We start from the raw sequence: 25757 nt of genomic DNA, 5'->3' as shown, positions 1-25757 counted from the left end.
TGGTCCTCCGAAGTCGGCGCGGCGCTCAGCCGGCCATGGTGAGTCCGCCGCTGACGCTGAGCACCTGACCGGTGATGAACGACGCGTCGGGGGAGGCGAAGAACAGAGCCGGGGCGGCGACCTCCTCCGGCCGGGCGAGGCGGCGGAACGGAATCGCCTTGATCAGCGCCTCTTTCAGCTTCTCGTCCTGGGCCTGGAACAGCGGGGTGTCGGTCGGCCCGGGGCAGACGCAGTTGACGGTGATCGAGTAGCGGGCCATCTCGCGCGCCAGCGATTTGGTCAGGGCGATCACTCCGCCCTTGGCGCCGGCGTAGATGGTTTCCCCGGAGCTGCCGACGCGCCCGGCGTCGCTGGCCAGGTTGACCACCCGACCGCCGCCGGCCTCCACCATGCCCGGCAGGAACGCGCTGCACATGTGCACCGGCCCCAGGTAGTTGATCGCGACCACCTTCTGCGCGAATTCCGGTGTGGCGTTGAGGAATTTGTCGGTGCGGTCCCAGCCGGCGGCATTGACCAGGATGTTCGGCACCCCGACCTCGGCGTGCACCCGATCGCGCAGGGCCTGCACCTGCTCGGCGTCGGCGATGTCGACCTGCATGGCGAAGATGTGGTCGGACTGCTGTTCGGCGGTGCGCTTGGCGGCGTCGAGATCCAGATCGGCGGCCACGACCCGGTCGCCGCGGGCGGCCAGGGCCAGGGTGATCGCCCGGCCGATACCCGAACCGGCTCCGGTGACTACCGCAATGGTGTTGTCGCTCATCGTGTTCGGCTCCTCAGTTACCGGTGACCGCGCGGGCGGAGGGGAAGTTGGGGGCGCGCTTCTCGCGCAGGGCGGTATAGCCCTCGGTGACATCCGGGCCCATGAAGCAGAGCATTTCGTAGGCGGCGGACTGGTCGAAGATGGGACCGGCCTGCTTGAGCCAGTTGTTGAGCGCCTTCTTCGTCCACCGGATGGCCAGCTGGGAACCGCCGGCGAGCTTGCCCGCGACCGCGAGCGCGTCGTCGAGCACCTGTTCGCGCGGCACCGCGCTGGTGACCATGCCGATGCGCTCGGCCTCGGCGCCGACGACCATCTCGCCGGTCAGCAGGTAGTACTTGGCCTTGGCCATACCGGACAGCAGCGGCCACAGGATCGCCGCGTGATCGCCCGCGGCCACGCCGAGCTTCACGTGCCCGTCGCCCAGCTTGGCGTCCTCGGCGCAGATCGAGATATCGGAGAGCAGCGCCACCACCAGCCCGGCGCCGACCGCGACGCCGTTGATCGCGGCGACGACCGGCTTCTCGCAGTTGATCATGTTGTAGACCAGGTCGCTCATCTCCTGCAGCATGTTCGCCACCCGCTCGTGGTTACCGGCCATGCGCTCGACCATCGCCAGGTCACCGCCCGCGGAGAACGCTTTGCCGGCGCCGGTGATGACCGCGACCCGGGTTTCGGGATCGCCGGAGACATCCGTCCAGACCCGGGCCAGCTCGGCGTGCATCTGCTCGTCGGCGGCGTTGTATTTCTCCGGCCGGTCGATGGTGATCAGCAGGACGCCGTCGTCCAGGCGTTTGAACGTGAGCTGGGAGTAGGTCGAGAAATCCATTGCGCTTCCTTCTGCTCCGACGAGTCGGCGAGCGGACCACCGCCGAATGAGTGAACTAGCATTTGTTGTGAATGAACGTACATTCACCACGCGAGTGTGTCAAGGGCCACACTCGTCGGTGGATGCCCGCCGGGCGGCCCGACGTGCGGATTCACCGGTTGCCTGACAGGGCGGGCGCCGGGTGCGACGATGATCGGCATGGGCGATTCCGACGATCAGTGGTACTACTGTCTCAAGCATCACCGCGCCGAACAGAGCAAGCGGTGCTGGTTCGCCGACCGGATGGGGCCGTATCCGGACCGTGCCACCGCCGAGCGGGCGCTCGAGATCGTGCGCGAACGCAATGCCCGCGAGGATGCCCGCGACGGGAGAGACTGAGCCGCTCGTGCCCTCTCAGGTGGGTGGGCTACGGTTCTCCAGAGCACGTCGTGCCCGGATCCGGGCACGCGCAGTCAGGTCGAATCGAGTGGAGGGCGACTTGTGAAGGTGACCGTGGTGGTGCCGACCTACAACGAGCGGGAGAACCTGCCGGTGGCGGTGGAGCGGCTGACCGCACTACCGGTCGCCGATCTGCACGTTCTGGTGGTCGACGACAACTCCCCGGACGGTACCGGTGAGGTCGCGGACAAACTGGCCGCCGAGCTGCCGTCCGTGGTGGGTGTGCTGCACCGGACCGAGAAGGACGGCCTCGGCCGTGCCTACATCGCCGGCATCACCGCGGCGCTCGACCAGGGCGCCGACGTGGTCATCCAGATGGACGCCGACCTCTCCCACCCGGCCGAGGTGATTCCGGCCATGTTGGAGAAGCTCGAGACCTCCGATGCCGGTGTGGTCCTGGGATCGCGCTACGTCGAGGGCGGCTCGACCGCGGCGGAGTGGAAGTGGTATCGCAAGGCCCTGTCGGCCTGGGCGAACTTTTACGTCAACGCGATCCTGCGGCTCGGCGTCAAGGACGCGACCGCCGGATTCAAGGCGTGGAAGGCGGAGACGCTGCGGGCCATCGATGTGGCCTCGATCCACAGCAACGGTTATTCGTTCCAGGTCGAGATGAACTACCGCACGATCAAGCAGGGTATTTCGATCGCCGAGGTGCCGATCCGCTTCGAGGAGCGCACCAAGGGCGCGTCGAAGATGAGCCTGAAGGTGCAGCTGGAATCGGCGCTGATGCCGTGGAAGCTGCTGTTCGGCCGTCGCGTCTAGCGGCTGGGGCGTTAGGGGGCTGGGGGCGTCCGGCACCTAGGGCACTGCCTCCACGGCCGCATCGTCCGGCCAGTCCAGCAGCGTGTCGATGAACAGCTGCCGCACGCGCGCGATGTCGGCGTCCATGTGCTGCGGATCCCAGCCGCTCACATCGATCGGTGCCAGGACCGCCACATCCACCGTGCCCTTGCGCACGATCGCCGAATTCCGCCAGGCGATTTCGCCGGAGTTGCGGATGACGAGCGGAATGATCGGCACCCCGGCCTCGATCGCGATATGGAAGGCGCCCTTCTTGAAGGGGCCGATCCGCGGCGTCATCGAGCGTGTGCCCTCCGGCGCCACCACGAGCGAGAGCCCGCCACGCAGGGTGTCGACGACCGGTTCCAACGCCGCCTTCGCACTCGTGGTGTCGGAGCGATCGATGAAGGTGGCCTCGGCGAATCGCAACAGCGGGCCGAAGACCGGGTTGGTGGTGACCTCCTTCTTCACCACCGCGGTGAATCCCGAACGCAGCACCGCGGCCAGCACCACCATGTCGAACTGGCTCTGGTGATTGAACAGGAAGACGGCCGGACGCGGCTGCCGGGCATGCTCGGCGCCCACCACCCGCACCCGTACGCCCGTGGTGCGCAGGGTGGTGTCGGCGGCGGTGGCGATCATGGCGTCGGCCATCGCCCGGTGGCGGCGGGTGGCGGCGCGGGAGGCGACCCCGAAGGCGGCGCCGCTGAGCAGCCCGGTGAAACCGACCGCGGTACGGGCGAAGTCGGTGACGCGGGCCGGTTCCCGCGGCTTGAAGGTGAGGGTCGGCCAGTCGCGTTCACCGGCGGTCATGGACATGCGCGGTCCCGGATTGACCGCGACCGGGTGGCCGACGGTTTCCAGCAGTGGGATATCGGGGGCCGCGTCGGCATAGGCGTAGCTGTCGGCGGGATCGATATCGTGTTCGGTGGCGAAGCGCCGTACCGCCGCGGCCTTCTCGTTGCGCCACAGCGGTTTTCCCTCGGTGAAGCCGGTGAGGACGCCGTCGGCGGTGGCCATCGCGGTGTAGAGCGCGTGGTCCACCCCGAGTTCCCGGGCCACCGGTAGCAGCTGGAAACGGGTGAGGCTGGTGACCATCACCACCGTGTGCCCGGCCCCCTCGTGCTCCCGGACGAGTTGCCACGCTTCGGGATACACGTGCCCGTAGACGGTGCTGCGGAACAGTTGTTCGCCGAGTTCGGTGAGCTCTTCCTCGGTACGGCCCGCCCACACTCGGGCGAGGCGCTGCAGGAAGCGCTCGTACTCACCCTCGGTCCGCGAACCGCGAATGCTGTACAGCAGCGTGTCGGTCAGTGCCCGGCGCGAGTCGCGTCCGCGCAGCAGGCGCAGCGGTGCGGCGGCGGGAGCGAAGCCCGCGACCACCGTTCCGCCGAAGTCGAATACGGCCGCCACTCGCGGGCCCTGCGGCCCGGTCCGGATGGCGGAAATCGCTTCGGAAAGGTTCACACTGTCCCCTGCGGTGCGCGGCTGGACGGATCGAGAGCGGCCGCACGGGAGATGCGAGCGCCGATGGTGCGCAGTTCGTCGGCCAGCTCGCGGCGACGCCGCGCGAGATCCGGTGTGCCCGGATCGAGCAGACCGTAGTTCTCGGCGAGTTTCACCGCACTGGAGAACAATTCGGACGATACCGATTCGGTGCTGTGCAGCCGCTGCTGCAGCAGCATCTGGCGTCCGACGGCCAGGCATTCGTCGATGAACTGTTTGCGGTCCAGCGGTGCGGCCGGATCGGCGGCGGCCAGGCGCTCGGCCACCACGAGCTGGGCATCGAAGAACGAGCGCACCACGCGGTGCGCCATGATGAATCCCGAATCGGCCAGCGCGCAGACCAGTTCCGCGGCACTGCCGCGCTGCTCCCAATCGCGGTCCACCAGGAGCATCTCCGCGCTCATCTCGGCCGCGAATTCGATCCGGTCGGGGAAGAAGAACTCGAATTTGAGCAGATCGCGCAGCCGGTAGGCGGCATCCCAGATGGCCTCGATACCGGGTGCGGCGCCGGCCTGCTGGTCGGCCACCTCCAGAATCGCCAATTCCAGAATCGCCCGGTTCACGAACCAGTGCACGGCACTGTTGCGATAGAACGCGGCTTCCAGATGGGCGCCGGCCTCGATCGAATACACCGGTTCCAGCCCGCCCCGGTACACCGTCACCACCTTGGCCAGCGACAGCTGTTCCAGAACCACCGCCAGACCCTGATCGTCGCGCAGCGTATCCAACTCGCCGGTCGGCAGCGCGCGGCGTGAGATGTAACCACGGACCGGCTCCAGCGTCTGGCGCACCTCGCCGAGGGTGAGTGCGCGCTCGTGCACACCGAGCAGGGCCAGCGTCACCAGCGCGTTGACCGTGACCGGAGTGACCGCGTTGATGCCGACCGCCACCTCGAAAGCCAAGCGCTGCACGGCTTTGCGCTGCCGGTCCGACACTTCTTCCGGATCCGGAGCGAGCGATTCCGCGATCGGCTGCATCGGATCGCCGTGGGCGGCCAGCCGGTCGCGCGCCGAGAGCGGCGCGCCGAAACGGACGTAGACGCGCCCGGCGGAATGTTGCTGGCTGCGGATGTAGCGGGCCAGCCAGGTCAGCCCCTCGGGCTTCTTGGCGCCGCCGACCTGTTCGGTCGCAATGGATCCCAACTCGTTGAGCCGTTCGTAGGTGATCGACACCGGCACCAGCATCACATCATCGATGCGCCGCGAACGGATGGCCGAGGCCAGGTAGTTCAGCAGTCCGAACCGGGGCGGGCGCAACTTCCCGGTACGGGTGCGCCCACCCTCGAAGTACCACTCCAGATTGAAGCGTTTGGCGAGCAGATAGGCGAAGTACTCCTCGACCACGGCCTTGTAGATCTCGTCGTCGCCGAAGCTGCGGCGAATGAAGACGGTGCCGGTGCGACGCGCGATCGGCCCCATCGGCCAGAAACCGAGATTGGCGCCGCCGATCACGTGGTTGGGAGGAAAGTCGTTGCGCGCCAGCGCGTCACCGAGGACGAAGGCATCGACATAGGAACGATGCGAGGGCAGGAACACCAGCGGGTAGTTGCGATTGAGGCGCCGCAGTGCCGCGAGCCCGGACCGGTCGCAGTCGATCCTCCAGGCCGAGGCGTGCACCGGCCGCATCGCCTGGGTGAACAGATCCGAGATCAGCCGGCTCTGCGCGGCCACGAGTTCGCGCAGCGCCTTCTCGGCCCGGCGGTACACCTCGCGCGGTTCGGTTCCGGTTTCGGTGGCGATCGTGTCGAGGCGGCGCAGGAAGTCTGGGGAGTCGAGAATCTCCTCGACCACCATCCGGGGAACCTTGTACCGGTCGCCGATCACCGATCGTTCGGCGCGTTCCAGCGCCACCGTGCCCGCACGGACGATCGCCCGCGCGAACGGTTCCGAACTTTCGGCGGCCCCGGGGTTGTTCGTACGCAGATCGCTGAGCCGTGCGGGCTGTCCGGTGAGAATGAGATGCCGGTCGGGCGCCTTGTCCACCAGCCGGCGCTGCAGCAGCCGGTGGGGCCGGCGCGGATTGCTCAGCAGCGCCAGATCGGCGAAGGTGGTGCGTCGCACGCCGTCTCGTTCGGGCGGCAGCCACAGCACCCGGATCGGGATCACCAGCGGGTCGTCGCGGCGGCCGACGAGCCGGGCGGCGATAGCGGCGGCGTCCAGGTCGATCTGCGTGACGGGAGCGTCGATTCCGAGTTCGGCGGCGATCCCGCCCTCGGCGAGCCAGCCGCCGATCAATTCGCGTTCCACCGGCGACACCGCGTCGACCAGGGCGACGGCCGAGCGCGGCAGATCCTTCGCGGTACTCGGAGCCGGATTGCCGGCAGCGTGATCGATCATGGCGGGCCCCTCCTCGACGGCGCTCCACCATTCAAGCTCGCGGAAGCATATTCGCGCAGGAAGTTGACCATGACGCTCGCAAAGCGATTCCGATGTGTGCTCCGGCACAATACCGAAAAGGACAGGTAATGCTAACCTCACCTCTTGTAGTTAGGTAAGCATAACCTTGGAGGAACGGTGTCGACCACGGACGAGCGGGTGCGAAACGGTTACGGGGACGATCCGGGGGCGACGGGGCAGCTGGCAACGGGGGCGGAGGTGACGGGCACGGCGTCGGCGATCGCACCCGCCGACGCCATGGCGGCGCTCGCCGCGGCCGACCGATTCGGCGAGTACGTCGGTTACGAGGGGCCCGACGGCTGGGTGTTCGCCGCCGATCCGATCGGCAGCATCGAATTGGACTCCGGCGAACTGCGTGTCGAATGGGAGGGCCGGTCCACCGTCGAACCGTGGCAGGGCCGCCCGGCCGCGGTGATCGAGGCGGCGCTGGCCACGCTGCCGCTGTGGGGTCGCAACGCCTACGGCTGGATCGGATTCGAATTCTGCGCCTGGGCGCTGGGCGCCGATGCGCACGTTCCGGCCCGAACCACCCTCGCGCAGCTGATGATTCCGCGCATCGAGGTGCGCATCGACGCCTCCGGCGTGCGGGTGTCCGGTGCGACGCCCCGCGAGACCGCGGAGATCCACGAACTGATCGCGCAGGCGAGTGCGACACCTCCGGCGTCGGCGCGGCCGGTGGATGTCACCATCGATCCCACCGACTATCGCGGCCGGGTCCTCGAGGCGGTCGACGAGATCCGGGACGGGCGGTATCAGAAGGTGATCCTGTCGCGAAAGGTGGATCTGCCCTTCCCCGTGGACGTTCCGCAGACCTATCGGCTCGGGCGCGCCAACAACACGCCCGCGCGCTCGTTCCTGTTGCGACTGGGCGGCCTGGAGGCGGCCGGATTCAGTCCCGAGCTGGTGGCCTCGGTCGACCGCCACCGGGTCGTGACCACCGAGCCGCTGGCCGGCACCCGCGCCTTCGGTCGCGGCGAGACGGCCGATGTCGCCGCGCGCGAAGAGCTGGTGGGTGATCCGAAAGAAATTGTCGAGCACGCCATTTCGGTGCAGACCTCGTTCGGCGAGATCGCCGCGGTGGCCGAGCCGGGCAGCACCGCCGTCTCCGATTTCATGGCGGTGCGCGAACGCGGGAGTGTGCAACATCTGGCCTCCACCGTGCGAGGCACCCTCGCCGAGGGCAAGAGCGCCTGGGATGCGCTGGAAATGCTGTTCCCCTCGGTGACCGCCTCCGGTATCCCCAAGCGCACCGGCGTGGACGCGGTGTTCCGTCTCGACCACGACGCCCGCGGCCTTTATTCCGGTGCGGTGGTGACCGTTTCGCCGGGCGGCGCGCTGGAGGCCACGCTGGTGCTGCGGGCGATCTACCAGACCGCGGAGGGCGCTTGGCTGCGCGCCGGAGCCGGCATCGTCTCCCAGTCGCGCCCGGAGCGCGAATTCACCGAGACCTGCGAAAAGCTGGGCAGCGTAGCGCCTTACGTCGTCGAAGCCCGATAGAACGAGCCCGGCGGGACCTACCGCCGGGCTTTCTCGTACCGGAGGGGCCGTGGGACGAGAGTTCGGTACGGCGGTCAGGCTCGGTTCGGCGCGGTCGCGGTCTGCGTGTCGTAGCGGGCCCGCAGCACCTTCTTGTCGATCTTGCCGACGGCGGTGAACGGCAGCGCGTCGGCCTGTTCGAGAAGGTCGGGCAGTTTGTAGGTCGCCAGGCCGCGAGCGGTGAGGAACTCCTTGATCTCGGCCAGGCTCGGCATCTCGCCGTCGATCACCAGGACGGCACAGACCTTTTCGCCGAGGGCCGCGTCGGGCAGTCCGACCGCGGCCGCGTGCCGGACCGCGGGATGGGCCAGCAGGTGTTCCTCGAGTTCGTCGCAGGAGACGTTCTCGCCGCCGCGATTGATCACATCCTTGATCCGGCCCGAGACGATCAGATGCCCGCTCGGCAGTTGCCGCACCAGATCACCGCTGCGGTAGTAGCCGTCGGGGGTGATGGCGCGGGAATTGTGTTCCGGCGCACGGTAATAGCCGCGAATGGTGTACGGACCACGGGTGAGCAGTTCGCCCTCCTCGCCGGGTGCGACGTCGTTACCCTCGCCGTCGACCACGCGGACCTCGTCGGCGGGGGAGAGCGGGCGGCCCTGGGAGATCAGAATCGTTTCCTCGGCATCGTCGAGGCGGGTGTAGTTGATCAGTCCCTCGGCCATGCCGAACACCTGCTGCAGGGTCGCGCCCAGGGCCGGAGTCACCTCGCGGGCATTGACCTCGGCCAATTTCGCGCCACCGACCTGCAGCAGCCGTAGGCTGGACAGGTCGGCCTCCTCCCATTCCACCGCGGCACACCACAATTGGGCCAGCGGCGGGACCACCGCCGTCACGGTGACGCCGTGGCGTTCGATGGTCGCGAACGCGTTCTCCGGGCTCGGGTCGGCCAGCATGACGACCGACGCGCCCGCGGCGACCGCGCCCAGAATGCCCGGGCAGGAGAGCGGAAAGTTGTGTGCGGCGGGCAGTGTCGCCATGTACACGTCGTCGGAGCTCAGTGCGCAGATTTCGGCGCCGGCGCGGGCGTTGTAGTGGTAGTCGTCGTGGGTGCGGGCGATGAGTTTCGGCAGGCCGGTGGTGCCGCCGGAAACGAGCATCACCGCGATACCGGACGCATCGACTTCCGGCAGCGAATCGCCTTCGCGCGCAATCGTTCGCAGATCGACGTAGTCGCCGGGATCGCCGAGTACGAAGATCGTGCGCAACGACGGCACCCGCGCGGCCACCGCGGCCGCCAGTTCGCGGTAGTCGAAGTCGCCGGCCTTGTCGGCGACGATGTAGCCGGCGGCCCCCGACAGCCGGGTCAGATGTTCGATCTCGGCCTGCCGATGCGCCGGCAGGGCCAGTACGGGCACGATCCCGGCGCGCAGCAGCCCGAACAGCACCTCCACGAATTCGGTCACATTGGGCAGTTGAACCACTACGCGGTCGCCGGGCTCGAGTCCGAAGGCGAGTAGCCCGTGGGCCGCGCGATCGGCGCGGCGATCGAGTTCGGCATAGTCGATCGGCCCGCTCTCGGTGTGCAGGGCGGGACGCCGGGGCCCGCGGCGGGCGGCGTCGCGCAGCAGCTCGCCCAGCGGTTCGCCGCGCCAGTAGCCCGCGGCCCGATAAGTTTCGGCGAGTTCGGCCGGATACGGTACGTAACCGTCGAGCAGGTCCTGCTGAGCGGGGGATATCGAAGTCACGGGTAACGCCTCACCGGTCGAGCTGCGCAGTGTCGAGCTGCCTTAGATAGGTTAGGCAACCCTATATCAGGTGAGGTCGTGTCGCGTCACGGGCGACCCGAAACGCCACGGCCCGGCTCGCGACAACAGCGCGGAGCGGCCGGTGCCCGCCTAGACTCGTGCGGGTGAGCGGTTGGAACATCTCCGATATTCCGGACCAGAGCGGTCGCACGATCATCGTGACCGGCGCGAACAGCGGACTGGGCGCGGCCACCACCAGGGCCCTGGCGCAGGCCGGTGCGCAGGTGATCATGGCCTGCCGCGACGAGGTGAAGGCCCGGGCGGTCGCCGACACCATCGGCGAACGGGTGCAGGTGCGCAGGCTCGACCTGGCCGACCTGTCCTCGATTCGCGAATTCGCGCGCACGATCGAGGGCGCCGATGTGCTGATCAACAACGCCGGCGTGATGGCCCTGCCGCTGCGCCGCACCGCCGACGGCTTCGAAATGCAGTTCGGCACCAACCATCTCGGCCATTTCGCGCTGACCGGACTGCTGCTCGACAAGATCTCCGATCGCGTCGTCACGGTATCCAGCGGCGCCCATATGATCGGCCGCATCGACCTCGCCGATCCGAACTACCAGCATCGGCGCTACGAACGCTGGCGTGCCTACGGTCAGTCGAAACTGGCGAATCTGATGTTCGCCTACGAACTCCAGCGCCGCCTGTCCGCGGCCGGTTCGCCGAAGGTCTCGGTCGCGGCCCATCCCGGCTACGCCAGCACCGAACTGCAATCGCATACGGAGTCGTTCCTGGACGCGATCATGGCCCTGGGCAACCGGATTCTCGCCCAGTCGGCCGAAATGGGCGCGCTACCAAGCCTTTACGCCGCCACTGCGAAGGTCGAACCCGGCGCCTTCTACGGCCCGACCCACCTGGGCGGCCTGCGTGGTTATCCCGAGCGCTGCGGCTCCTCGGCCGCCTCCCGCGACGAGGTCACCGCCCGCCGCCTCTGGGACCTGTCCGAACAACTCACCGACGTGACCTACTCGTTCGCCCGCCGCTGAGCCGCTTCGAATCGGTGTGATCGGCATCACTTCCGCGGATGTCACACCGGGTGGGTGCTGCGCCGTCATCTCTGTGTAGCGACGCCGCGAAGCGCGGCTCACTGTGTACAGGAGGATGGTCATGGAACCCCGTTTCGCTCTGTTCAGCAACGAGATCGCCGCCAAGTTCGTCAAGCGGATCGGTAACGCCGGCCAGGTCGTGGACAACTCGCCGCTGCCCAAGGCGACGCAGGAACTGGTCAAGCTGCGCGCCAGCCAGATCAACGGCTGCGGCTTCTGCACCGATATGCATTCCAAGGATGCGGCCGCCGCGGGCGAGACCTCGGTGCGGCTCAACCTGGTCGCCGCGTGGCGAGAGGCGATCGTGTTCACCGATGCCGAGCGGGCCGCGCTCGCGCTGACCGAGGAAGGCACCCGCCTCGCCGATGTCCACCGCGGCATCAGCGAGGAGACCTGGCAGCAGGTGCGCAAGCACTACGACGACGAGCAGATCGGCGCCCTGATCTCGCTGATCGCGCTGATCAACGCCTACAACCGGCTCAACGTCATCGCGGGCACCCCGGCGGGCACCTATGAGCCCGGCATGTTCTGACCGCCGCACGCGAATTCGGGCCCGGCACAGGATCGTTCGATCCCGGCCGGGCCCCGTCGCGTCCGCCGCGCCTGTGGGGACCGTCACGTCCGGCCACCCGGTCGAATCCACTCCCGCCGCGCCCCTGGTACAGTCACCCTCGTGCAGCGCGCGTATTTCTGGTTTACCAAGCCGGCCCCGGGTGGGTCGGTCGGTGACCCGCGCTGACCTTCTCCCACCCCGAGCCGGATTGCAGACCGGCTCCACGGGATCTCGTTCGGTGGGTCGGCCTGAGAAAAGGAACCCATCATGACCACCGCAGCCGATGTCGATGCCTCACACAGTGACCTCGACGATCAGCGCACGCTGAGTATCAGTCCCCTGCTCTCGCCCGCCGAGGTTCGCCGCGAGCATCCGATCGACGATGCGCTCGCCGACACCGTGCGGGCCGGCCGCGCCGCCACCGTGAAAGTCCTCGACGGCGCCGACGACCGCCTGATGGTCGTCGTCGGTCCGTGTTCGGTGCACGACCCCGAGGCCGCTCTCGACTACGCGCGCCGCCTGGCCGCCAAGGGCGCCGAACTCTCCGATCGTCTGCACATCGTGATGCGGGTCTACTTCGAGAAGCCGCGGACCACGCTCGGGTGGAAGGGCCTGATCAACGATCCGCATCTGGACGGTTCGTTCGACGTCAACACCGGTCTCGGACTGGGGCGGCGGCTGCTGGTCGACATCACCGGTCTCGGACTGCCGGTGGCCTGCGAATTCCTCGATCCGATCACGCCGCAGTACATCGCGGACTTGGTCTCCTACGGTGCGATCGGCGCGCGCACCGCGGCCAGCCAGGTGCACCGGCAGCTCTCCAGCGCGCTGTCGATGCCGGTCGGGATCAAGAACGGCACCGACGGTGATGTGCAGGTGGCCGTGGACGGGGTGCGCGCGGCCGGGGCCAGCCACGTCTTCCCCGGCACCGACCTCGACGGTCGCTCGGCGCTGATCCGCACCAGCGGCAACCCGGACTGCCACGTGATCCTGCGCGGCGGGAGCGCCGGCACGAACTACGACGCCGCCTCCGTCGCCGAGGCCTGCCTGCGCCTGGAGAAGGCCGGGCTGCCGCAGCGAGTGGTCGTCGACGCCAGCCACGGCAACAGCAACAAGGACCACAACAAGCAGGTCGACGTGGTCACCGATATCGCCGAGCGCATCGCCGCGGGTGACCGCGCGGTGGTGGGTGTGATGATGGAGAGCTTCCTGGTCGCCGGCCGTCAGGACCTCACCCTCGGCCACGCCGACGATCTGACCTACGGCCAGTCGATCACCGACGCCTGCCTGGACTGGGAGACCACGGCGGCGCAGCTGGACCGCCTCGCCGACGCGGTGGCCCGGCGCCGCGGCTGAGACAGGCTCGCGGTCACCTTCGTTCGCGGCTCGGGGCGAAGGTGACCGCTCGATCGTGCGCCGCGCCGATCACACGTGGGCCGCGTGCAGACGGCGGACCGCCTCGTCGAGTGTGTCGTCCCGCTTGCAGAATGCGAAGCGCACCAGGCGGTTCCACGATTCGCGGTCGTCGGCGAACACCTCGATCGGGACCGCGACGACGCCGAGCCGCTGCGGCAGCTCCCGGCAGAAGACCAGTGCGTCGGCCGAACTCAACGGGCTGATATCGGCGCAGACGAAATAGGTCGCATCGCTGCGCTTGACCCGGAATCCGGCATCGGCCAGTGCCTCCGAGAGCCGAATGCGCTTGTCGGACAGGCTGTCACGGAGATCGGCGACCCACTGCTGCTCGTGTTCGAGGGCGTAGGCGACCGCCGGCTGGAACGGCCCGCCACCGACGAAGCTCATGAACTGCTTGGCGGCCAGCAACCCGTCGATCAGTGGTGCCGGGCCGCACGCCCAGCCGATCTTCCAGCCGGTGACGCTGAAAGTCTTGGCCGCACTGGAGATCACAATCGTGCGCTCGACCATGCCGGGCAGCGTCGAGATGCTGATGTGGGTGTTGCCGTCGTAGACGAGATGTTCGTACACCTCGTCGGAGACCACGATCAGGTCGTGCTCGCGAGCCAGCTCCGCGATCGCCTCGAGGTCGGCCCGGGACAGGATCGCGCCGGTCGGGTTGTGTGGCGAATTCAGCAGCAGCATGCGGGTTTTCGGCGTGATCGCCGCGCGCAGGCTGTCCAGGTCGAGGACGAATCCGTTGCCGTCCGGCACCAGCCGCGCGGTGCGGCGGGTGGCGCCGGCCAGGGCGACCACCGCGGCGTAGGAGTCGTAGTACGGCTCGATCAGCACCACCTCCTCGTCGGCCTCCACCAGGCCCAGCACCGCCGCCGCGATCGCCTCGGTGGCGCCGACGGTGACCACGACCTGCGATTCGACGTCGTAGTCCACCCCGTAGCGGCGCTTCCGGTCCGCCGCGATCGCCCAGCGCAGCACGGGCATCCCGCGCCCGGGTGGGTACTGGTTCAGTCCGTCGGCGATGGCGGTGCGGGCCACCTCCAGCATCGCGGCCGGGCCGTCCGAATCGGGGAATCCCTGGCCGAGGTTGATCGCGTCGTGGCGCACGGCCAGCTCGGTCATCTCCGCGAAGATCGTGGCGCGGAACGGGCGCAGGCGGGCGACGGTGGGGATGGCTGGCATGGTCCCAACGTAGCGATACCGCCGTCGTGCCCGCGGCGCACACCCCGGGCCGGGGATCGGGGCGATGCTTGCCGCCCGTTCGCTACGGTTGCGGTGCGATAGCGAAAGGCTATGTTTCACATTTCATTCGGGCTTCTGACCTGCATGGTTGTGCGGTTTCCTGGTGACAGCTAGCCTCCCCGTGTTCTATCTCACAACCACTTCGGTGGTGGCTCGAAAGGGGCGATGTATGGCCTCCTATCTCGACCTTCTGCTGCATCCGGCGGCGGGAACGGTCCTCGGATACATCAACGACACCCTGCACAACATCTTCAGCAACGATTGGGGCTGGGGATCCTCGACGCCGAACTGGGGTACCGGATCGTCCACGGGCAACTGGGGACTCGGTTCGAGCACCCCGGACATGTGGACCGGTTCGTCCACTCCGTAGTCACGAGCCGCCGGGACGCTCGATGCGTTCCGGCGGCTACGCCGGATCCCGGGGCAGGCGAATGCCGCCGAGCTTCGCGGGATTGGCGACATCGTAAGTGCCCCAGACCAATCCGTCGCGGACGGTGAAGCCGACCACGCGCGGTGGTGATCCCGGCGCACCGTTGCGCGGAGCGCGCTCGTGCAGCAGCAACCCGAGTTGGCCGTTGACGCCGACGAATTCGAATCGATCGGAACCGGTGGGCGAGAGTTCGGCCTGTTCCACCTGATACATCCGGATGAGCCCGAGGACGAACCGCGCGATCTTGTCCGCGCCGACGATCGCCCGCGCCGCCGTCTTCGCGGTGCCGCCGGTATCGCCGATGAACACCGAATCCGGATGCAGGGCCGCGACGACCGCCGCCACATCGCCGGAATACAGCGCCTCGAGCAGTCGCTGGACGGCGGCCAGATGTTCGGTGTCCGATACCGGTTCCGGGGCCGCGGCCAGGGATTTCCGGGCCCGGACCGCGAGCTGGCGGGCCGCCTCGGGCGTCACCTCGAGCAGTTCGGCGATCTCGTCGAACGGCACCGAGAACCCGTCGTGCAATACGAATGCCACCCGCTGCGGCGGCGTCAGGGTGTCGAGGACCACCAGCGCGGCGAAACGGCAATCCTGCTTGCGCACCACCGATTCCAGCGGATCCGGCAGGCTGGAGGGCGTCACGCGGGTCACGATCGGCTCCGGAAGCCATTGTCCCACATAGCTTTCCCGCCGGAAGGCGGCGCTGCGCAGCCGATCCAGGCAGATCCGGCTGACCACGGTCGTCAGCCAGGCGCGCAGGTCCTCGATCTCGGACTGATGGGTGGTGGCCAGCCGCAGCCAGCTTTCCTGCACCGCGTCCTCGGCGTCGGCCACGCTGCCGGTCAGCCGATAGCCCACCGAGAGCAGATGCGCCCGATGAGATTCGAACAAATCGGCGAGCAACGCGGCAACCATTGGTCCGATTCTACGGTCGCCGGAAATCCGCTGGGCCACCGCTGGGTTGCGTGCCAGCATGAAGCCGTGGAGGACTGTGAACTGACCGACGGGACGGTGTGGTTGTCGCGCCCGGCCGAGGCCGATATCGACGCGATCGTCGCGTGCTGCCGGCAGCCGTCGATCCCGGAGTGGACGACGGTGCCGGTGCCGTATCGGCGGGCCGACGCGGTGGGATTCCTGACCGATATCGTCGCGCCCGGGTGGGCGGCCCGCAGTCCGGTCTGGGCCGTGCGCACGGCAGCGCAGGGGCCGGTGGCCGGCATGGTCGGCCTCGAGGCCGGGCCGCAGCCCGGGGCCGCCGAGATCGGCTTCTGGCTCAGCGACGCGGTGCGCGGGCGCGGGTTGATGACCCGCAGCGTCCGGCTGGTCTGTGATTTCGCTTTCGCCGCCGAGGGGCTCGGCCTGGCCCGCATCGAGTGGCGGGCGTTCGTCGGCAACCTCGCCTCCGCCGCGGTGGTGCGGCGGACCGGCTTCCACTACGAAGGGCTGCTGCGTGGGGCGGCTGTGCAGCGCGGCGTGCGCAGGGATTCCTGGGTCGCCGGGCGGCTGGCCGGCGACCCGCCGGAGCCGGCCACCGACTGGCCGCCCCTGCGCGGGTCCGGATCGGCGCTCTGACGCGTCCGGCTGCGAGTGCACTCACAGCGAACATCTGCCCAGCTCGCGTAGGGTTGATGAAGGTTTGTCGGGGGTCCCGGCAACAATGTGGGACGTATTCCTCGTGCGCAGGGGGCGCAGGGGGCCGGCCCGAGAATCTGGAGGAGGTGCCGTGACGGACGGACCGCTCATCGTGCAGAGCGACAAGACCCTGCTGCTCGAGGTCGACCATGAGCAGGCCGATGCGGCCCGGCAGGCGATCGCGCCGTTCGCCGAACTCGAACGCGCACCCGAGCACGTGCACACCTACCGGGTCACGCCGCTGGCGCTGTGGAACGCGCGGGCGGCGGGGCACGACGCCGAACAGGTCGTCGACGCGCTGGTCAGCTATTCGCGTTATGCGGTGCCGCAGCCGCTGCTGGTCGACGTGGTCGAGACCATGGCCCGCTACGGGCGGTTGCAGCTGGTCAAGCATCCCGCCCACGGCCTGGTGCTGGTGAGCCTGGATCGCGCCGTGCTGGAAGAAGTGTTGCGGCACAAGAAGATTCAGCCTATGCTCGGCGCCCGCATCGACGACGACACGGTCGTCGTGCACCCGTCCGAGCGTGGGCGGATCAAACAGATGCTGTTGAAGATCGGCTGGCCCGCCGAGGACCTCGCCGGCTACGTCGACGGCGAGGCGCATCGCATCGATCTGGACTTCGCCACGCACGAATGGCATCTGCGCGACTATCAGGAGCTGGCCGCCGACTCGTTCTGGGCCGGTGGTTCCGGTGTGGTGGTGCTGCCCTGCGGGGCGGGCAAGACCATGGTGGGCGCCGCCGCGATGGCCAAGGCCCAGGCGACGACGTTGATCCTGGTCACCAACACCGTGGCAGGTAGGCAGTGGAAGCGAGAACTGCTCGCCCGCACCTCGCTGACCGAGGAAGAGATCGGGGAGTACTCCGGCGAGCGCAAGGAGATCCGCCCGGTCACCATCGCGACCTATCAGGTGATCACCCGCAAGACCAAGGGCGAATACAAGCACCTGGAACTGTTCGACAGCCGCGACTGGGGCCTGGTCATCTACGACGAGGTCCACCTGCTGCCCGCCCCGGTGTTCCGGATGACCGCCGACCTGCAGTCGCGGCGCCGGCTCGGGCTCACCGCGACGCTGGTGCGCGAGGACGGCCGCGAGGGCGACGTGTTCTCGCTGATCGGTCCGAAGCGCTACGACGCGCCGTGGAAGGACATCGAGGCCCAGGGCTGGATCGCGCCGGCCGACTGCATCGAGGTACGGGTCACCCTCACCGAAGCCGAACGCATGGCCTACGCCACCGCGGAACCGGAGGAACGCTACAAGCTCTGCTCCACCGCGCGCACCAAACTCCCCGTCGTCGAATCCATCCTGGCCCGGCACCGCGACGCGCCCAGCCTGGTGATCGGGGCCTATCTCGATCAGCTCGACGAACTCGGCGAACACCTCAACGCTCCGGTCATTCAGGGTTCGACCCGCACCAAGGAGCGTGAGGCGCTGTTCGACGCTTTCCGCAACGGTGAAATCCCGGTCCTCGTGGTCAGCAAGGTCGCGAACTTCTCCATCGATCTGCCGGAAGCGTCCGTGGCCGTGCAGGTTTCGGGCACCTTCGGTTCCCGTCAGGAGGAGGCCCAGCGTCTGGGCCGGCTGCTGCGCCCGAAGTCCGACGGTGGTCAGGCGCATTTCTACTCGGTGGTGGCACGTGACACGCTGGATGCCGAATACGCGGCCCACCGCCAGCGTTTCCTTGCCGAACAGGGGTATGCCTATCGCATCACCGATGCGGACGATCTGCTGGGCCCGGCGATCGGGTAGGGCAGCCGATCGGGCCGCGGTGGGCGCGCCGCTGGGTTACCGCTGCCGGACAGATGTGAGGATTTGACACGTGCGACGCTTCGAATTCGCGGTCGACCGCGAACATGCCCGGGCGGTGAACGAAGTCGTCCGCGATATCCGGCGGCTGCGGATCCTGGCCTTCACCGCGGCCATCGTGCTCGGCCTCGGTACCGCGGGGCTGATCTGGCTCAATCACCCGTATTCGTTCCTCCTGGCGGTGGCCTTCGCATTGGCGACCATCACCGCGCTGTTCGTGGCGCTGTGGACGCCGTACCGCTCGCGCATCGAGAAGTTGTACGCCGAGGGCGAGCTGGTCCCGGCCGTGGTGTCGGGACGGCACCCGAAGGGGATCACGCTGCTCGCGCTGGTGAACCTCGCCAAACCCGGCGCCGTGCCGCGCTACGCGCTGATCACCCGCGTCGTACGTGCCCTGCCGGGGCACGACACCGACGCGGGGGAGCAGGTTCCGGCGGTGACCGTGCGGGCTGATCGCGCGCCGCGGTCGGTCGGCGATCTGCGCCAAGCGGTGAGCGCCATGCCGATCGCCTGGGGCACCCGCGACCTGGGCGTGATCGAGCGCGCCCGGACCGCGATCAGCGATGTGGAATGGAAATTGCTGGCCGACAATCTCGGCCTCGCCGAGAAAGTGGGCCGCGTCGATTCCCAACGGCTGCTGCTGGATCCGCAGCAACTGCCCGAGGAACTGCGCGGGTGACGTGTGTGGCGGTTCCGGCGCGCAGCGGGGCCGACTAGCATCGGCTGATGGTCGGCACACCGTGCCGCGAAAGGGGTGGAGGGTCGATGAAGTCGCATGCCTGGGCACGGTGTCTCACGGCGGGAGCGTTGTGCGGGGTGGCGCTGGTGCTCCCCGGCCAGGTGCAACCGATCCCGGTGCTGGCCCAGACCGCCGCCGATCCGTTCACCGGATCGCCCGGCCTCGGCGACCCCTACTATCCCGACGACGGCAACGGCGGCTACGACGTGCAGCACTACGACGTCGCCATCGATTACGACCCGCCGAGCAGGCATCTCGCCGGTACGGCGCGGATCGACGCGGTGTCGACGCAGCCGCTGCGCGCGTTCAACCTCGACTACGCCGGGCCCGCGGTGTCCAAGGTGTCGGTGAACAACCTGCCTGCGGGCTTCACCACCGGCGGTGAACACGAACTGACCGTCACACCGGCGCTGCCGGTGCTGCCCGGGCTGCCGTTCACGGTGACGGTCGACTATGCGGGTAACGAATCCGACGACCCCGATTCCGGCTGGACCATCTCACCGAGCGGTGGTGCCTTCGCCGCCGGTGAGCCGCATTCGGCGACCACCTGGTACCCGCTCAACGACACACCCTTGGACAAGGCGACTTTCGACTTGCGGGTGACGATTCCGCAAGAGTGGCAAGCGGTTTCGAACGGACTGCGAATCAGCGATACCGTCGCCGGCGACAAGCGGACCGTGACGTGGAGTTCGAAACATCCCTCGATCGGCTATCTCACCACCGTCGCGATCGACCACTTCGATTTCCTCGAACAGCGCCGCGCGAACGGCACTCCGCTGATCAGCGCCTTCGCGCCGGGTGCGGACAAGGGCAAGGCACTCGAGCAGCGGCTGCCGGAGGTGCTCGATTTCCTCGAATCCCTCTACGGCCCGTATCCGTTCGAAAGCGGCGGCGGTATCTACGTCGACACCGACCTGCACTTCTCGCTGGAGACCCAGACCCGGCCCATCTACGCGCCGTGGACCGATTTCAACACCGTCGTCCACGAGAACACCCACCAGTGGTGGGGCGATTCGATGTCGGTGCGGAACTGGTCGGATGTGTGCCTCAACGAATGCTTCGCCAGCTATACCGCCGATTATCTGTGGCCGGAACGGAAAGAGGGTAAGGATGTCGACGCCCTCTACCGCCGCACGATCGCCAAAACCCTCGACAAGCCCGCCTACTGGGAGATTCCGCTGCAGAATCCCGGCGCCGGAAACGAATTCACCACGGTGTATTCGCGCGGACCGTTGTTCCTGCACGCCCTGCGCCACGAACTCGGTGACGACGTGTTCTTTCCCGCCGTAGCGCAATTCGTGCGGTCCCATGCCTACGGTAACGCTTCCATGCCGGAATTCCGCAGCTTCATCCAAACGAAGACCACGACGGATCTCAGCGGATTCTTCACCGCCTGGCTCGACACCACCACGCCGCCGCCGGACGAGTACCTGTACCCGGGTTCGCTGCGCGGCTGATCCGCTGTTGCCGCCGAAGATGATCGGCGGCAACCTGTTTCGCGGTTACCGGTCCAGGTCGTCCACGCGCTGCTGCGCCTGCTCCAGTTCGGTATCGGCTCGTCGCAACGCCGCTTCGGCGGATGTCACCCCGGCGGCGGCGAATCGGCGGGATTCCTCGGCCTGCGCGAGTTCGTCGCGCAACGCGGTGATCCGCTCGTCCAGGGCGGCCACGTCGGAGCGCTGCCGTTCGAGGTCGTCCGCCGTCGAATCACGTTCCGCCCGAGCGGATTCCAGCGCTTCCCGGGCGGCGGCCAGCTCCTCGGCGCCGATGTCGGCCGGTTCCTCGGACCGCTCGTCGGGAACGGCGGCCAAGGCGGGCCCGGCCGGGCCGAAACCGGCGTAGTCGACCGCGGCGGTCAGCACGCCGGCACGGACCTGGTCGGTGACCTCCGGATCCGCCAGTGCCGCATTGAGGGTCTGCGCGACCTCACGCAACACCGGCTCGGTGAGCTTCTTCCCCGCGTCCGAGGCGAGGCGAGCGGCCTTGTCCGTCAACGCGTTCACCGCTTTGCGGCGTTGGTCGGCGAGGGTGCGCATCCGGTCGGCGGACAGGGTGCGCTGCGCCTCGCGCAACGCCTCGCCGAGATCCAGCAGTGCCCCCAATTCCTGGGTTGCCTTGTGCGCCAGCAGATTCACCGACCACGCCGCGACGGTCGGACGCCGCAGCCGCGATATCGCCGTGGCCAGCTGTTTATCGCCGTTCGCGCGCGCGGTGCGGGCCGCTTCGTCGCGAGCGGCCACGAATTCGGCGGGGTCGAGGGCATAGAGCTCTGCGGTCGTCTGCTCGAGCTTCATGCTGCAGAGCGTAACGATTCGGGCGAGGATATCGACTACAGATCGCGCGTGTGCGGCTGCGCTCGCGGATATTCGAAAGGTGTATCGGATCGTGAATTATTTCGGGCTCCTGCTTCTCAACCACCTGCTGCCCAGCATCGTCAACTATTCGCTGATGGGTATGTACGGCCTGCACTCGCTGCATATGTGAGGCGGGACCCGCCCGGCAGGGCGGGCGGGTATCCTCCCCACCACGTTCGCCATTGGTGAACGGCTCGGCGAGAAAGGTTTTCGTAGGTGAAGTTCGCAGGACCGAGACCGCTCAAGGGTCTCGTGCTGGCGCTCATGGCGGTCGCCGCCCTGACTGTGACCGGCTGTTCGATGTTTTCCGATGCGGCAAAATCCGACACCGCCCGCGCGAAGGTCGGTGACTGCATCAACGTGCTGGAGGGATCGCCCGCAGATTCCAAGACCGAGCCGGTGGATTGCTCCTCGGCCAAGGCCGTCTACACGGTGAAATCGACCTCCGACAAGAAGCAGGACTGCGGGGCCGAATACTCCTCGTACGAGGAGACCTTCAACGGCGGTACCACCGCATTCCTGTGCCTGGCGCCCAACCTCAAACAGGGCAGCTGCTATCACGAGGACAAGACGACCGGATACTCCTACGCCGACTGCGACTCGGCGGACGCGACGGTCAAGGTCGTCAAGCGGGTCGACGGTCAGAACGACGAATTCCTCTGCGATGCGAATTCGACCTTCCTGACGCTCTCGGAGCCCAAGACCACGTTCTGTCTGGCCAACCCCAAGAGCTGAGGCCGCTACGAGCCGCGGTTCACGGCTCGACCAGGGCCACCGACGCGATCCGGTGCAAGGTGAAGTGCCGGATCGCGCCGGTGTCCGGATCGGTGGCATCCAGCTGGCCACCGGCCACCCGCACCGGTTCCACGATGCGCTGGGTGGCCACGCCCTGGGCGTCGACGTAACCGATATGCACCGGGCGGCGCACCCGCACCGCCAGTTGCAGCAGCGCCAGTGTGGCCGCGGTACTCGTGCGGGTGCCGTCGCTACGCACCCGCTGCCCGGACCGGCTGCGGGCGGCCTTCTCCCCGGCGCGCAGTTCGCCCACCAGAAGCCGCAGCTGTTCGGCACTGGGCGGGGTGGGCCGCCAGGCGTGGCGTTCGTTCGGCCGGGTGGACAGCCGCGCCCCGCGCGGGCGCAGATCCACGATCGCCCCCGACGAATCCTCACCGGCCGGACTGAACCCCGCCGCGCGCAGCTGCTCGAGCACCTCGCCCAGCGGCGCCTGCGAGATCGCCACCGTCGGCGCGACGGCTCGCAATGCCAGCTGTCCCGCCACGGGTGCCGCCAGCACCTCGGCCAGCAACGCCGGATCCTCACTGCGCACGAACGATTGCGCCATCCCGACGCGCAAGCGCCCGTGCCTGCGTGCCACGTCGTCGATCAGGTACGTCAGCGATTGCGGGACGGGGGTGCGCGAATGGGCGGTGAACAGCTGATGCAGTTCGGCGGCGGTCATGCCGGCGTCGAGCGCGCGCCGCACCGACCCTTCGCCGATGCGGTAGACGGTTGCCGCGCCCGCGGATTCGATATCGGCGACCAGGGCGATGCGCTCCCGCAGTTCCGGCACGAGCGGCCCCGGGGCGACCACGGTCAGATCGGCTTGCACCAGCACGTGATCGACCGGTTCGGGCAGGGCCGCGTCCATTTCGGCCTCGGCGTCGGCGACGGTGCCGTGCAGCAGCGCCCGGCCCGCGGAGGTGAGCGCGCCGCGGCCGACCACCCCCAGCGCCGCCGCTTCCGACAGCGTGCGCTCGACCGCCTCGATGCGGAAATGCCTGCGCCGCCGCGGCATTCGCCAGCTCAGCACCCGCGCCACATCGGCGGCCGTGATCGCCGTACCCGGCGGGAACTCCGCGGTCACCGCCAGGATCGCACGCCGATCGGGGACCGCGTGCGCGGTGCGCAGCTCCGCCGAGAGGGCGGCCAGCGGCTTGTCGTTCACATCGCGCAGGCCGATCATCCACGGGAAGCGGTCCAAATCGAGCCAGGCGTGCGCGAGCACCGCCCACCGGCGCGCCGCCGGGCCCTCCAGCCAGCCGTCCGAGGCGATCGTGGGGGCCCAGAAATCCTCACCGGCGTCGTTGTCCGGCGGCGGCTCGGGAATTCCCTTGTCCAGCAGCCGGGCCGCGGCCAGCACCTCCACGAGCAGCCCTACCCGCGTCTCGTCGAGCCCGGTCTGTTTGGCGATGCGCCGCAGTTCTCGCACCCCCAGGCCGCCCGCCCGCAGCACCGGCGCCGGCACCTGGGAGACAACCTCGAGGATGTCGCCGGCGTGGCGCAGCAACTCGCCGACCTCACCGGCCGCCGCGGCGTTCACGTCGGCGGCGGAGTGCTCGCGGGTCTGTGGCTGCGGGGGCGTGAGCACGTGGGGATCGGTGACCGGTTCGCGCCGCAGCACTTGGCCGACGGCCGGAGGGAGTTCGACGGTCTCGTCGTCGATCCAGATCAGCAGCCGGCGGGCCAGTAGCCGCTGGATGGGCCGCTCCGCATCTGTGCCGGGCGCGGCGTCGCGGGTGCGGCCGCGGGGGCCGGTGGTCGCGAGCTTGTCCAGCAGAGCGCGTTCGGCGCCGCCGATCTCGCGCAGCGCCGTCTCGATCTCAGGCTCTGTCAGTGCGTCGGGGAGTTCCGTGGTGGCCCCCATCGGCCACGGCAGGGCCTCCGGCGCGGCGGGCACGACGAACAGTTCCTCGGTGCCCCACACCACCGCGCGCTCGATCAGGCGCGCGAGCGCGGCGTCGACAGCGACGGCGGATACCCGATCGGCGAGCAATTCGTGCAGGCGCCGGCGCGGCAGCGGGCGCTCCTGGCGGCCGCCGCCGAATGCGTTGTGCGCGGCGAGAGTTTCGATTACGGCGAACTCGAGTGTGTTCAGATCGTCGGCGGCACGCAGCACCGACGCCCGCTGTTCCGCGCGGGCGGCCAGTACGGTCATCGAACCGGGCAACGGCACGGCGAGGTCGGGGCGCAAACCCAGCAGCCGGACCAGATCGTCGTCGCTGCGGGAGCTCAGCCAGTCGGTGAGTGTGCCGAGCTCGGCGGGTCCGGCGTCGGCCCCGGAATGCGTCCCGGCGCCGTCGTCGGAGGCTCGGGCATCGGTCGTGGTCATCCAATCCAGACTACGGCGAGCGAACATGCCAGAATGAGGCCGTGGTGAACAAATCGAAGAAACCCTACGTCGACAACGGCTGGCCCGAGGTGGACCACGGTGACCACGCGGTTACCGAATTGTCGTCGACCCGTTCCGGTGGCCTCTCGCCCTACGGTGAGGACACCGAGTTTCCGGTGCCGGCTGACACCCTGCCCTACGTGCATCCGCACACGGTGGTCAACCGCTGACGCGAACACGAAGAAGACCCGCGTTCCTGTAATAGGAAGGCGGGTCTTTTTCGTATCCGGGGTCCCGTATCCAGGCGTCCTATCCGGGCGGACATCGCCGCGCTCGCGTCGCAGGCAGGCCGTCGGCGGGCATACACGCTTCATGCTCCCCGGAAACGCAGGGAAGGCCCGCATCGCGAGATGCGGGCCTTCCCTGCAGGGGGAAACTATGTGAGCGGTCTAGTTGGGCAGCAGGCCCTTGTTCGCCTCGTAGAAGTTCACGATCGACGGATCGAGTTTGGCGCCACTGGCTTTGAAGGCGTTGTACGCGTCGAGCGCCGGTTGCGGCAGCTGCACGCCCTGCGCCTGTGCGGCGGTGACGGCCTTGTCGACGGCGGAGAACACCTGCTGGTTGCCATCGGCAGGGGCCTGGGTCGAGGCTTCGCTCTCGGCGGCACCCGGCTGCCAGCGCGGGGACTGAGCGGGAGAAGCGGGCACCTCGCGCTGAGTGGCGCTGCCGTGCAGGCCGAGGCTGGAGGAGCAGGAAGGCCACGCGCCCCAACCCTGGGTCGCGAGCACCTTCTCGGCGACCGCGATCTGCTGGTCGCGGCTGGCCTGGTTGGCGGAGGGGGCGTACTGCGTGCCGCCGTGAGCGGCCCACGTCGACTGCGAGAACTGCAAACCGCCCTGGTAGCCGTTGCCGGTGTTGATGCCCCAGTTACCACCGGATTCACACTGTGCGAGGCGGTCCCACTCCGAATCGGGAGCCGCGGCGGCGTGTCCAGCGAGAGCCACACCCGCGCCACCCATGATCGCGGTGGAGACAGCGACCTTGGCGACGGTGCGACCGGTGTTGGTCTGCTTGCGATGGCGTCCACTCATATCGGGTCGTCTTCCTCTCGTACGCGCCTGCGAGGTGAGCTGTCGGGTTCGGACTGAGAGGCCGTCCGGTCCCGGCTCGCCGGGACTTCACCCCAAGGGATCGGTCGTTGCCGGCCGTTCCCGCTTCCTGCGGAGGCTTCGAAACTCGGTTGAGCTCCGAAAACCTCTGTGGGAACGTGGGTTCCCCGCCCTCGCCCCTGGTTCCGTCGGGGTCCGTACCCGCGGGGCGAGGCTCGGTGCGGCGGGCCGGTGGTGCCGGGATGTCCCGGCTGCGATAGACGGTACGACGATCCGGCTGAAAAATCACTATTTGGTAACCGGCGTGTATGGCCGGTCGCGCTGTGCCGC

At 68.4% G+C, this 25757-nt stretch carries 23 protein-coding genes and 1 riboswitch; of the genes, 13 read left to right on the top strand and 10 right to left on the bottom strand.

The window, feature by feature from the left end; genetic code table 11:
* Nucleotides 1–25: 25 nt before the first annotated feature.
* Both A5789_RS21700 and A5789_RS21695 read right to left on the bottom strand, forming a co-directional pair.
* Nucleotides 26–760, bottom strand: a complete 735-nt coding sequence (locus tag A5789_RS21700) for an SDR family NAD(P)-dependent oxidoreductase (protein WP_064904054.1) — start codon at nt 758–760, stop codon at nt 26–28.
* A 13-nt stretch (nt 761–773) separates the two neighbouring features.
* A complete protein-coding gene (locus tag A5789_RS21695; RefSeq protein WP_063017050.1) occupies nt 774–1586 on the bottom strand; it encodes an enoyl-CoA hydratase/isomerase family protein in 813 nt (270 codons plus the stop codon).
* 198 nt (nt 1587–1784) lie between these two features.
* On the opposite strand from A5789_RS21695, the gene A5789_RS21690 reads away from it, so the two are divergent.
* Together A5789_RS21690 and A5789_RS21685 are read left to right on the top strand one after the other, a co-directional pair.
* A complete protein-coding gene (locus tag A5789_RS21690; RefSeq protein ID WP_030517474.1) occupies nt 1785–1964 on the top strand; it encodes a hypothetical protein in 180 nt (59 codons plus the stop codon).
* A gap of 120 nt (nt 1965–2084) precedes the next feature.
* Nucleotides 2085–2786 carry a polyprenol monophosphomannose synthase gene (locus A5789_RS21685; RefSeq protein WP_036525684.1) on the top strand — a complete coding sequence of 234 codons (702 nt, stop codon included), beginning with the start codon at nt 2085–2087 and terminating at the stop codon, nt 2784–2786.
* A 36-nt stretch (nt 2787–2822) separates the two neighbouring features.
* On the opposite strand, the gene A5789_RS21680 is transcribed toward A5789_RS21685, so the two are convergent.
* Nucleotides 2823–4271, bottom strand: coding sequence for an HAD-IB family hydrolase (locus A5789_RS21680; RefSeq protein ID WP_064923329.1), 1449 nt, complete (start codon nt 4269–4271; stop codon nt 2823–2825).
* Complete coding sequence (locus A5789_RS21675) at nt 4268–6646, bottom strand: glycerol-3-phosphate 1-O-acyltransferase (protein WP_082940867.1); 2379 nt, start codon at nt 6644–6646, stop codon at nt 4268–4270. The genes A5789_RS21680 and A5789_RS21675 overlap by 4 nt, the downstream gene beginning before the upstream one ends.
* 177 nt (nt 6647–6823) lie before the next feature.
* Between A5789_RS21675 and A5789_RS21670 the strand changes: the two genes are divergently transcribed.
* Nucleotides 6824–8203, top strand: coding sequence for a salicylate synthase (locus A5789_RS21670; RefSeq protein ID WP_064905292.1), 1380 nt, complete (start codon nt 6824–6826; stop codon nt 8201–8203).
* 74 nt (nt 8204–8277) lie between these two features.
* Here A5789_RS21670 and A5789_RS21665 read toward each other — a convergent pair whose 3' ends face one another.
* Nucleotides 8278–9930, bottom strand: coding sequence for a (2,3-dihydroxybenzoyl)adenylate synthase (locus tag A5789_RS21665; protein WP_064905289.1), 1653 nt, complete (start codon nt 9928–9930; stop codon nt 8278–8280).
* 164 nt (nt 9931–10094) lie between these two features.
* Here A5789_RS21665 and A5789_RS21660 point away from each other — a divergent pair, with 164 nt between their 5' ends.
* The 3 genes from A5789_RS21660 (at nt 10095) to A5789_RS21650 (ending at nt 12945) form a co-directional block, all read left to right on the top strand.
* The gene (locus A5789_RS21660) at nt 10095–10976 is read left to right on the top strand and encodes an oxidoreductase (RefSeq protein ID WP_030517480.1); all 882 of its coding nucleotides are present in this window, start codon (nt 10095–10097) and stop codon (nt 10974–10976) included.
* A gap of 121 nt (nt 10977–11097) precedes the next feature.
* The gene (locus tag A5789_RS21655; RefSeq protein WP_030513251.1) at nt 11098–11568 is read left to right on the top strand and encodes a carboxymuconolactone decarboxylase family protein; all 471 of its coding nucleotides are present in this window, start codon (nt 11098–11100) and stop codon (nt 11566–11568) included.
* Nucleotides 11569–11856: 288 nt separating this feature from the next.
* On the top strand, nt 11857–12945 hold the full coding sequence (locus A5789_RS21650) for a 3-deoxy-7-phosphoheptulonate synthase (RefSeq protein WP_064905287.1): 1089 nt from the start codon (nt 11857–11859) through the stop codon (nt 12943–12945).
* A gap of 69 nt (nt 12946–13014) precedes the next feature.
* Here the strand turns inward: A5789_RS21650 and A5789_RS21645 are convergent, their stop codons facing one another.
* The gene (locus A5789_RS21645; RefSeq protein WP_064905285.1) at nt 13015–14184 is read right to left on the bottom strand and encodes a pyridoxal phosphate-dependent aminotransferase; all 1170 of its coding nucleotides are present in this window, start codon (nt 14182–14184) and stop codon (nt 13015–13017) included.
* A gap of 229 nt (nt 14185–14413) precedes the next feature.
* Between A5789_RS21645 and A5789_RS21640 the strand changes: the two genes are divergently transcribed.
* On the top strand, nt 14414–14614 hold the full coding sequence (locus tag A5789_RS21640) for a hypothetical protein (RefSeq protein ID WP_030513254.1): 201 nt from the start codon (nt 14414–14416) through the stop codon (nt 14612–14614).
* 36 nt (nt 14615–14650) lie between these two features.
* Here the strand turns inward: A5789_RS21640 and A5789_RS21635 are convergent, their stop codons facing one another.
* Nucleotides 14651–15592: a sigma-70 family RNA polymerase sigma factor gene (locus A5789_RS21635; RefSeq protein WP_063017060.1), complete on the bottom strand. Its 942-nt coding sequence runs from the start codon at nt 15590–15592 to the stop codon at nt 14651–14653.
* A 66-nt stretch (nt 15593–15658) separates the two neighbouring features.
* Between A5789_RS21635 and A5789_RS21630 the strand changes: the two genes are divergently transcribed.
* The 4 genes from A5789_RS21630 (at nt 15659) to A5789_RS21615 (ending at nt 20312) form a co-directional block, all read left to right on the top strand.
* The gene (locus A5789_RS21630; protein WP_063017062.1) at nt 15659–16249 is read left to right on the top strand and encodes a GNAT family N-acetyltransferase; all 591 of its coding nucleotides are present in this window, start codon (nt 15659–15661) and stop codon (nt 16247–16249) included.
* Nucleotides 16250–16400: 151 nt separating this feature from the next.
* Entirely contained in the window at nt 16401–18059 is a 1659-nt protein-coding gene (locus A5789_RS21625) for a DNA repair helicase XPB (RefSeq protein ID WP_063017064.1), read from the top strand.
* A gap of 70 nt (nt 18060–18129) precedes the next feature.
* Nucleotides 18130–18795 (top strand): DUF3239 domain-containing protein, encoded by a 666-nt coding sequence (locus A5789_RS21620; protein WP_063017066.1) that lies wholly within the window; start codon nt 18130–18132, stop codon nt 18793–18795.
* Nucleotides 18796–18881: 86 nt separating this feature from the next.
* The gene (locus A5789_RS21615) at nt 18882–20312 is read left to right on the top strand and encodes a M1 family metallopeptidase (protein WP_082940866.1); all 1431 of its coding nucleotides are present in this window, start codon (nt 18882–18884) and stop codon (nt 20310–20312) included.
* Nucleotides 20313–20357: 45 nt separating this feature from the next.
* On the opposite strand, the gene A5789_RS21610 is transcribed toward A5789_RS21615, so the two are convergent.
* Nucleotides 20358–21149: a hypothetical protein gene (locus tag A5789_RS21610; RefSeq protein ID WP_064905283.1), complete on the bottom strand. Its 792-nt coding sequence runs from the start codon at nt 21147–21149 to the stop codon at nt 20358–20360.
* Between the two features lie 276 nt (nt 21150–21425).
* On the opposite strand from A5789_RS21610, the gene A5789_RS21605 reads away from it, so the two are divergent.
* On the top strand, nt 21426–21944 hold the full coding sequence (locus A5789_RS21605; RefSeq protein ID WP_104363257.1) for a hypothetical protein: 519 nt from the start codon (nt 21426–21428) through the stop codon (nt 21942–21944).
* Nucleotides 21945–21963: 19 nt separating this feature from the next.
* Here A5789_RS21605 and A5789_RS21600 read toward each other — a convergent pair whose 3' ends face one another.
* Nucleotides 21964–24318 carry a helicase-associated domain-containing protein gene (locus A5789_RS21600; protein WP_064905302.1) on the bottom strand — a complete coding sequence of 785 codons (2355 nt, stop codon included), beginning with the start codon at nt 24316–24318 and terminating at the stop codon, nt 21964–21966.
* 41 nt (nt 24319–24359) lie between these two features.
* Here A5789_RS21600 and A5789_RS21595 point away from each other — a divergent pair, with 41 nt between their 5' ends.
* Nucleotides 24360–24548 carry a hypothetical protein gene (locus tag A5789_RS21595; protein WP_063017070.1) on the top strand — a complete coding sequence of 63 codons (189 nt, stop codon included), beginning with the start codon at nt 24360–24362 and terminating at the stop codon, nt 24546–24548.
* Nucleotides 24549–24767: 219 nt separating this feature from the next.
* On the opposite strand, the gene A5789_RS21590 is transcribed toward A5789_RS21595, so the two are convergent.
* Nucleotides 24768–25409: a resuscitation-promoting factor Rpf1 domain-containing protein gene (locus tag A5789_RS21590; protein WP_030513264.1), complete on the bottom strand. Its 642-nt coding sequence runs from the start codon at nt 25407–25409 to the stop codon at nt 24768–24770.
* Nucleotides 25410–25418: 9 nt separating this feature from the next.
* Nucleotides 25419–25628: riboswitch (cyclic di-AMP (ydaO/yuaA leader) on the bottom strand.
* Between the last annotated feature and the right edge of the window lie 129 nt (nt 25629–25757).

Origin of the sequence: Nocardia sp. 852002-51101_SCH5132738 (genome assembly GCF_001665695.1) — a bacterium.
GTDB classification, from domain to species: domain Bacteria; phylum Actinomycetota; class Actinomycetes; order Mycobacteriales; family Mycobacteriaceae; genus Nocardia; species Nocardia nova.
The sequence above is the reverse complement of the archived record's forward strand: the minus strand, read 5'-3'. Positions and strand labels throughout refer to the sequence as shown.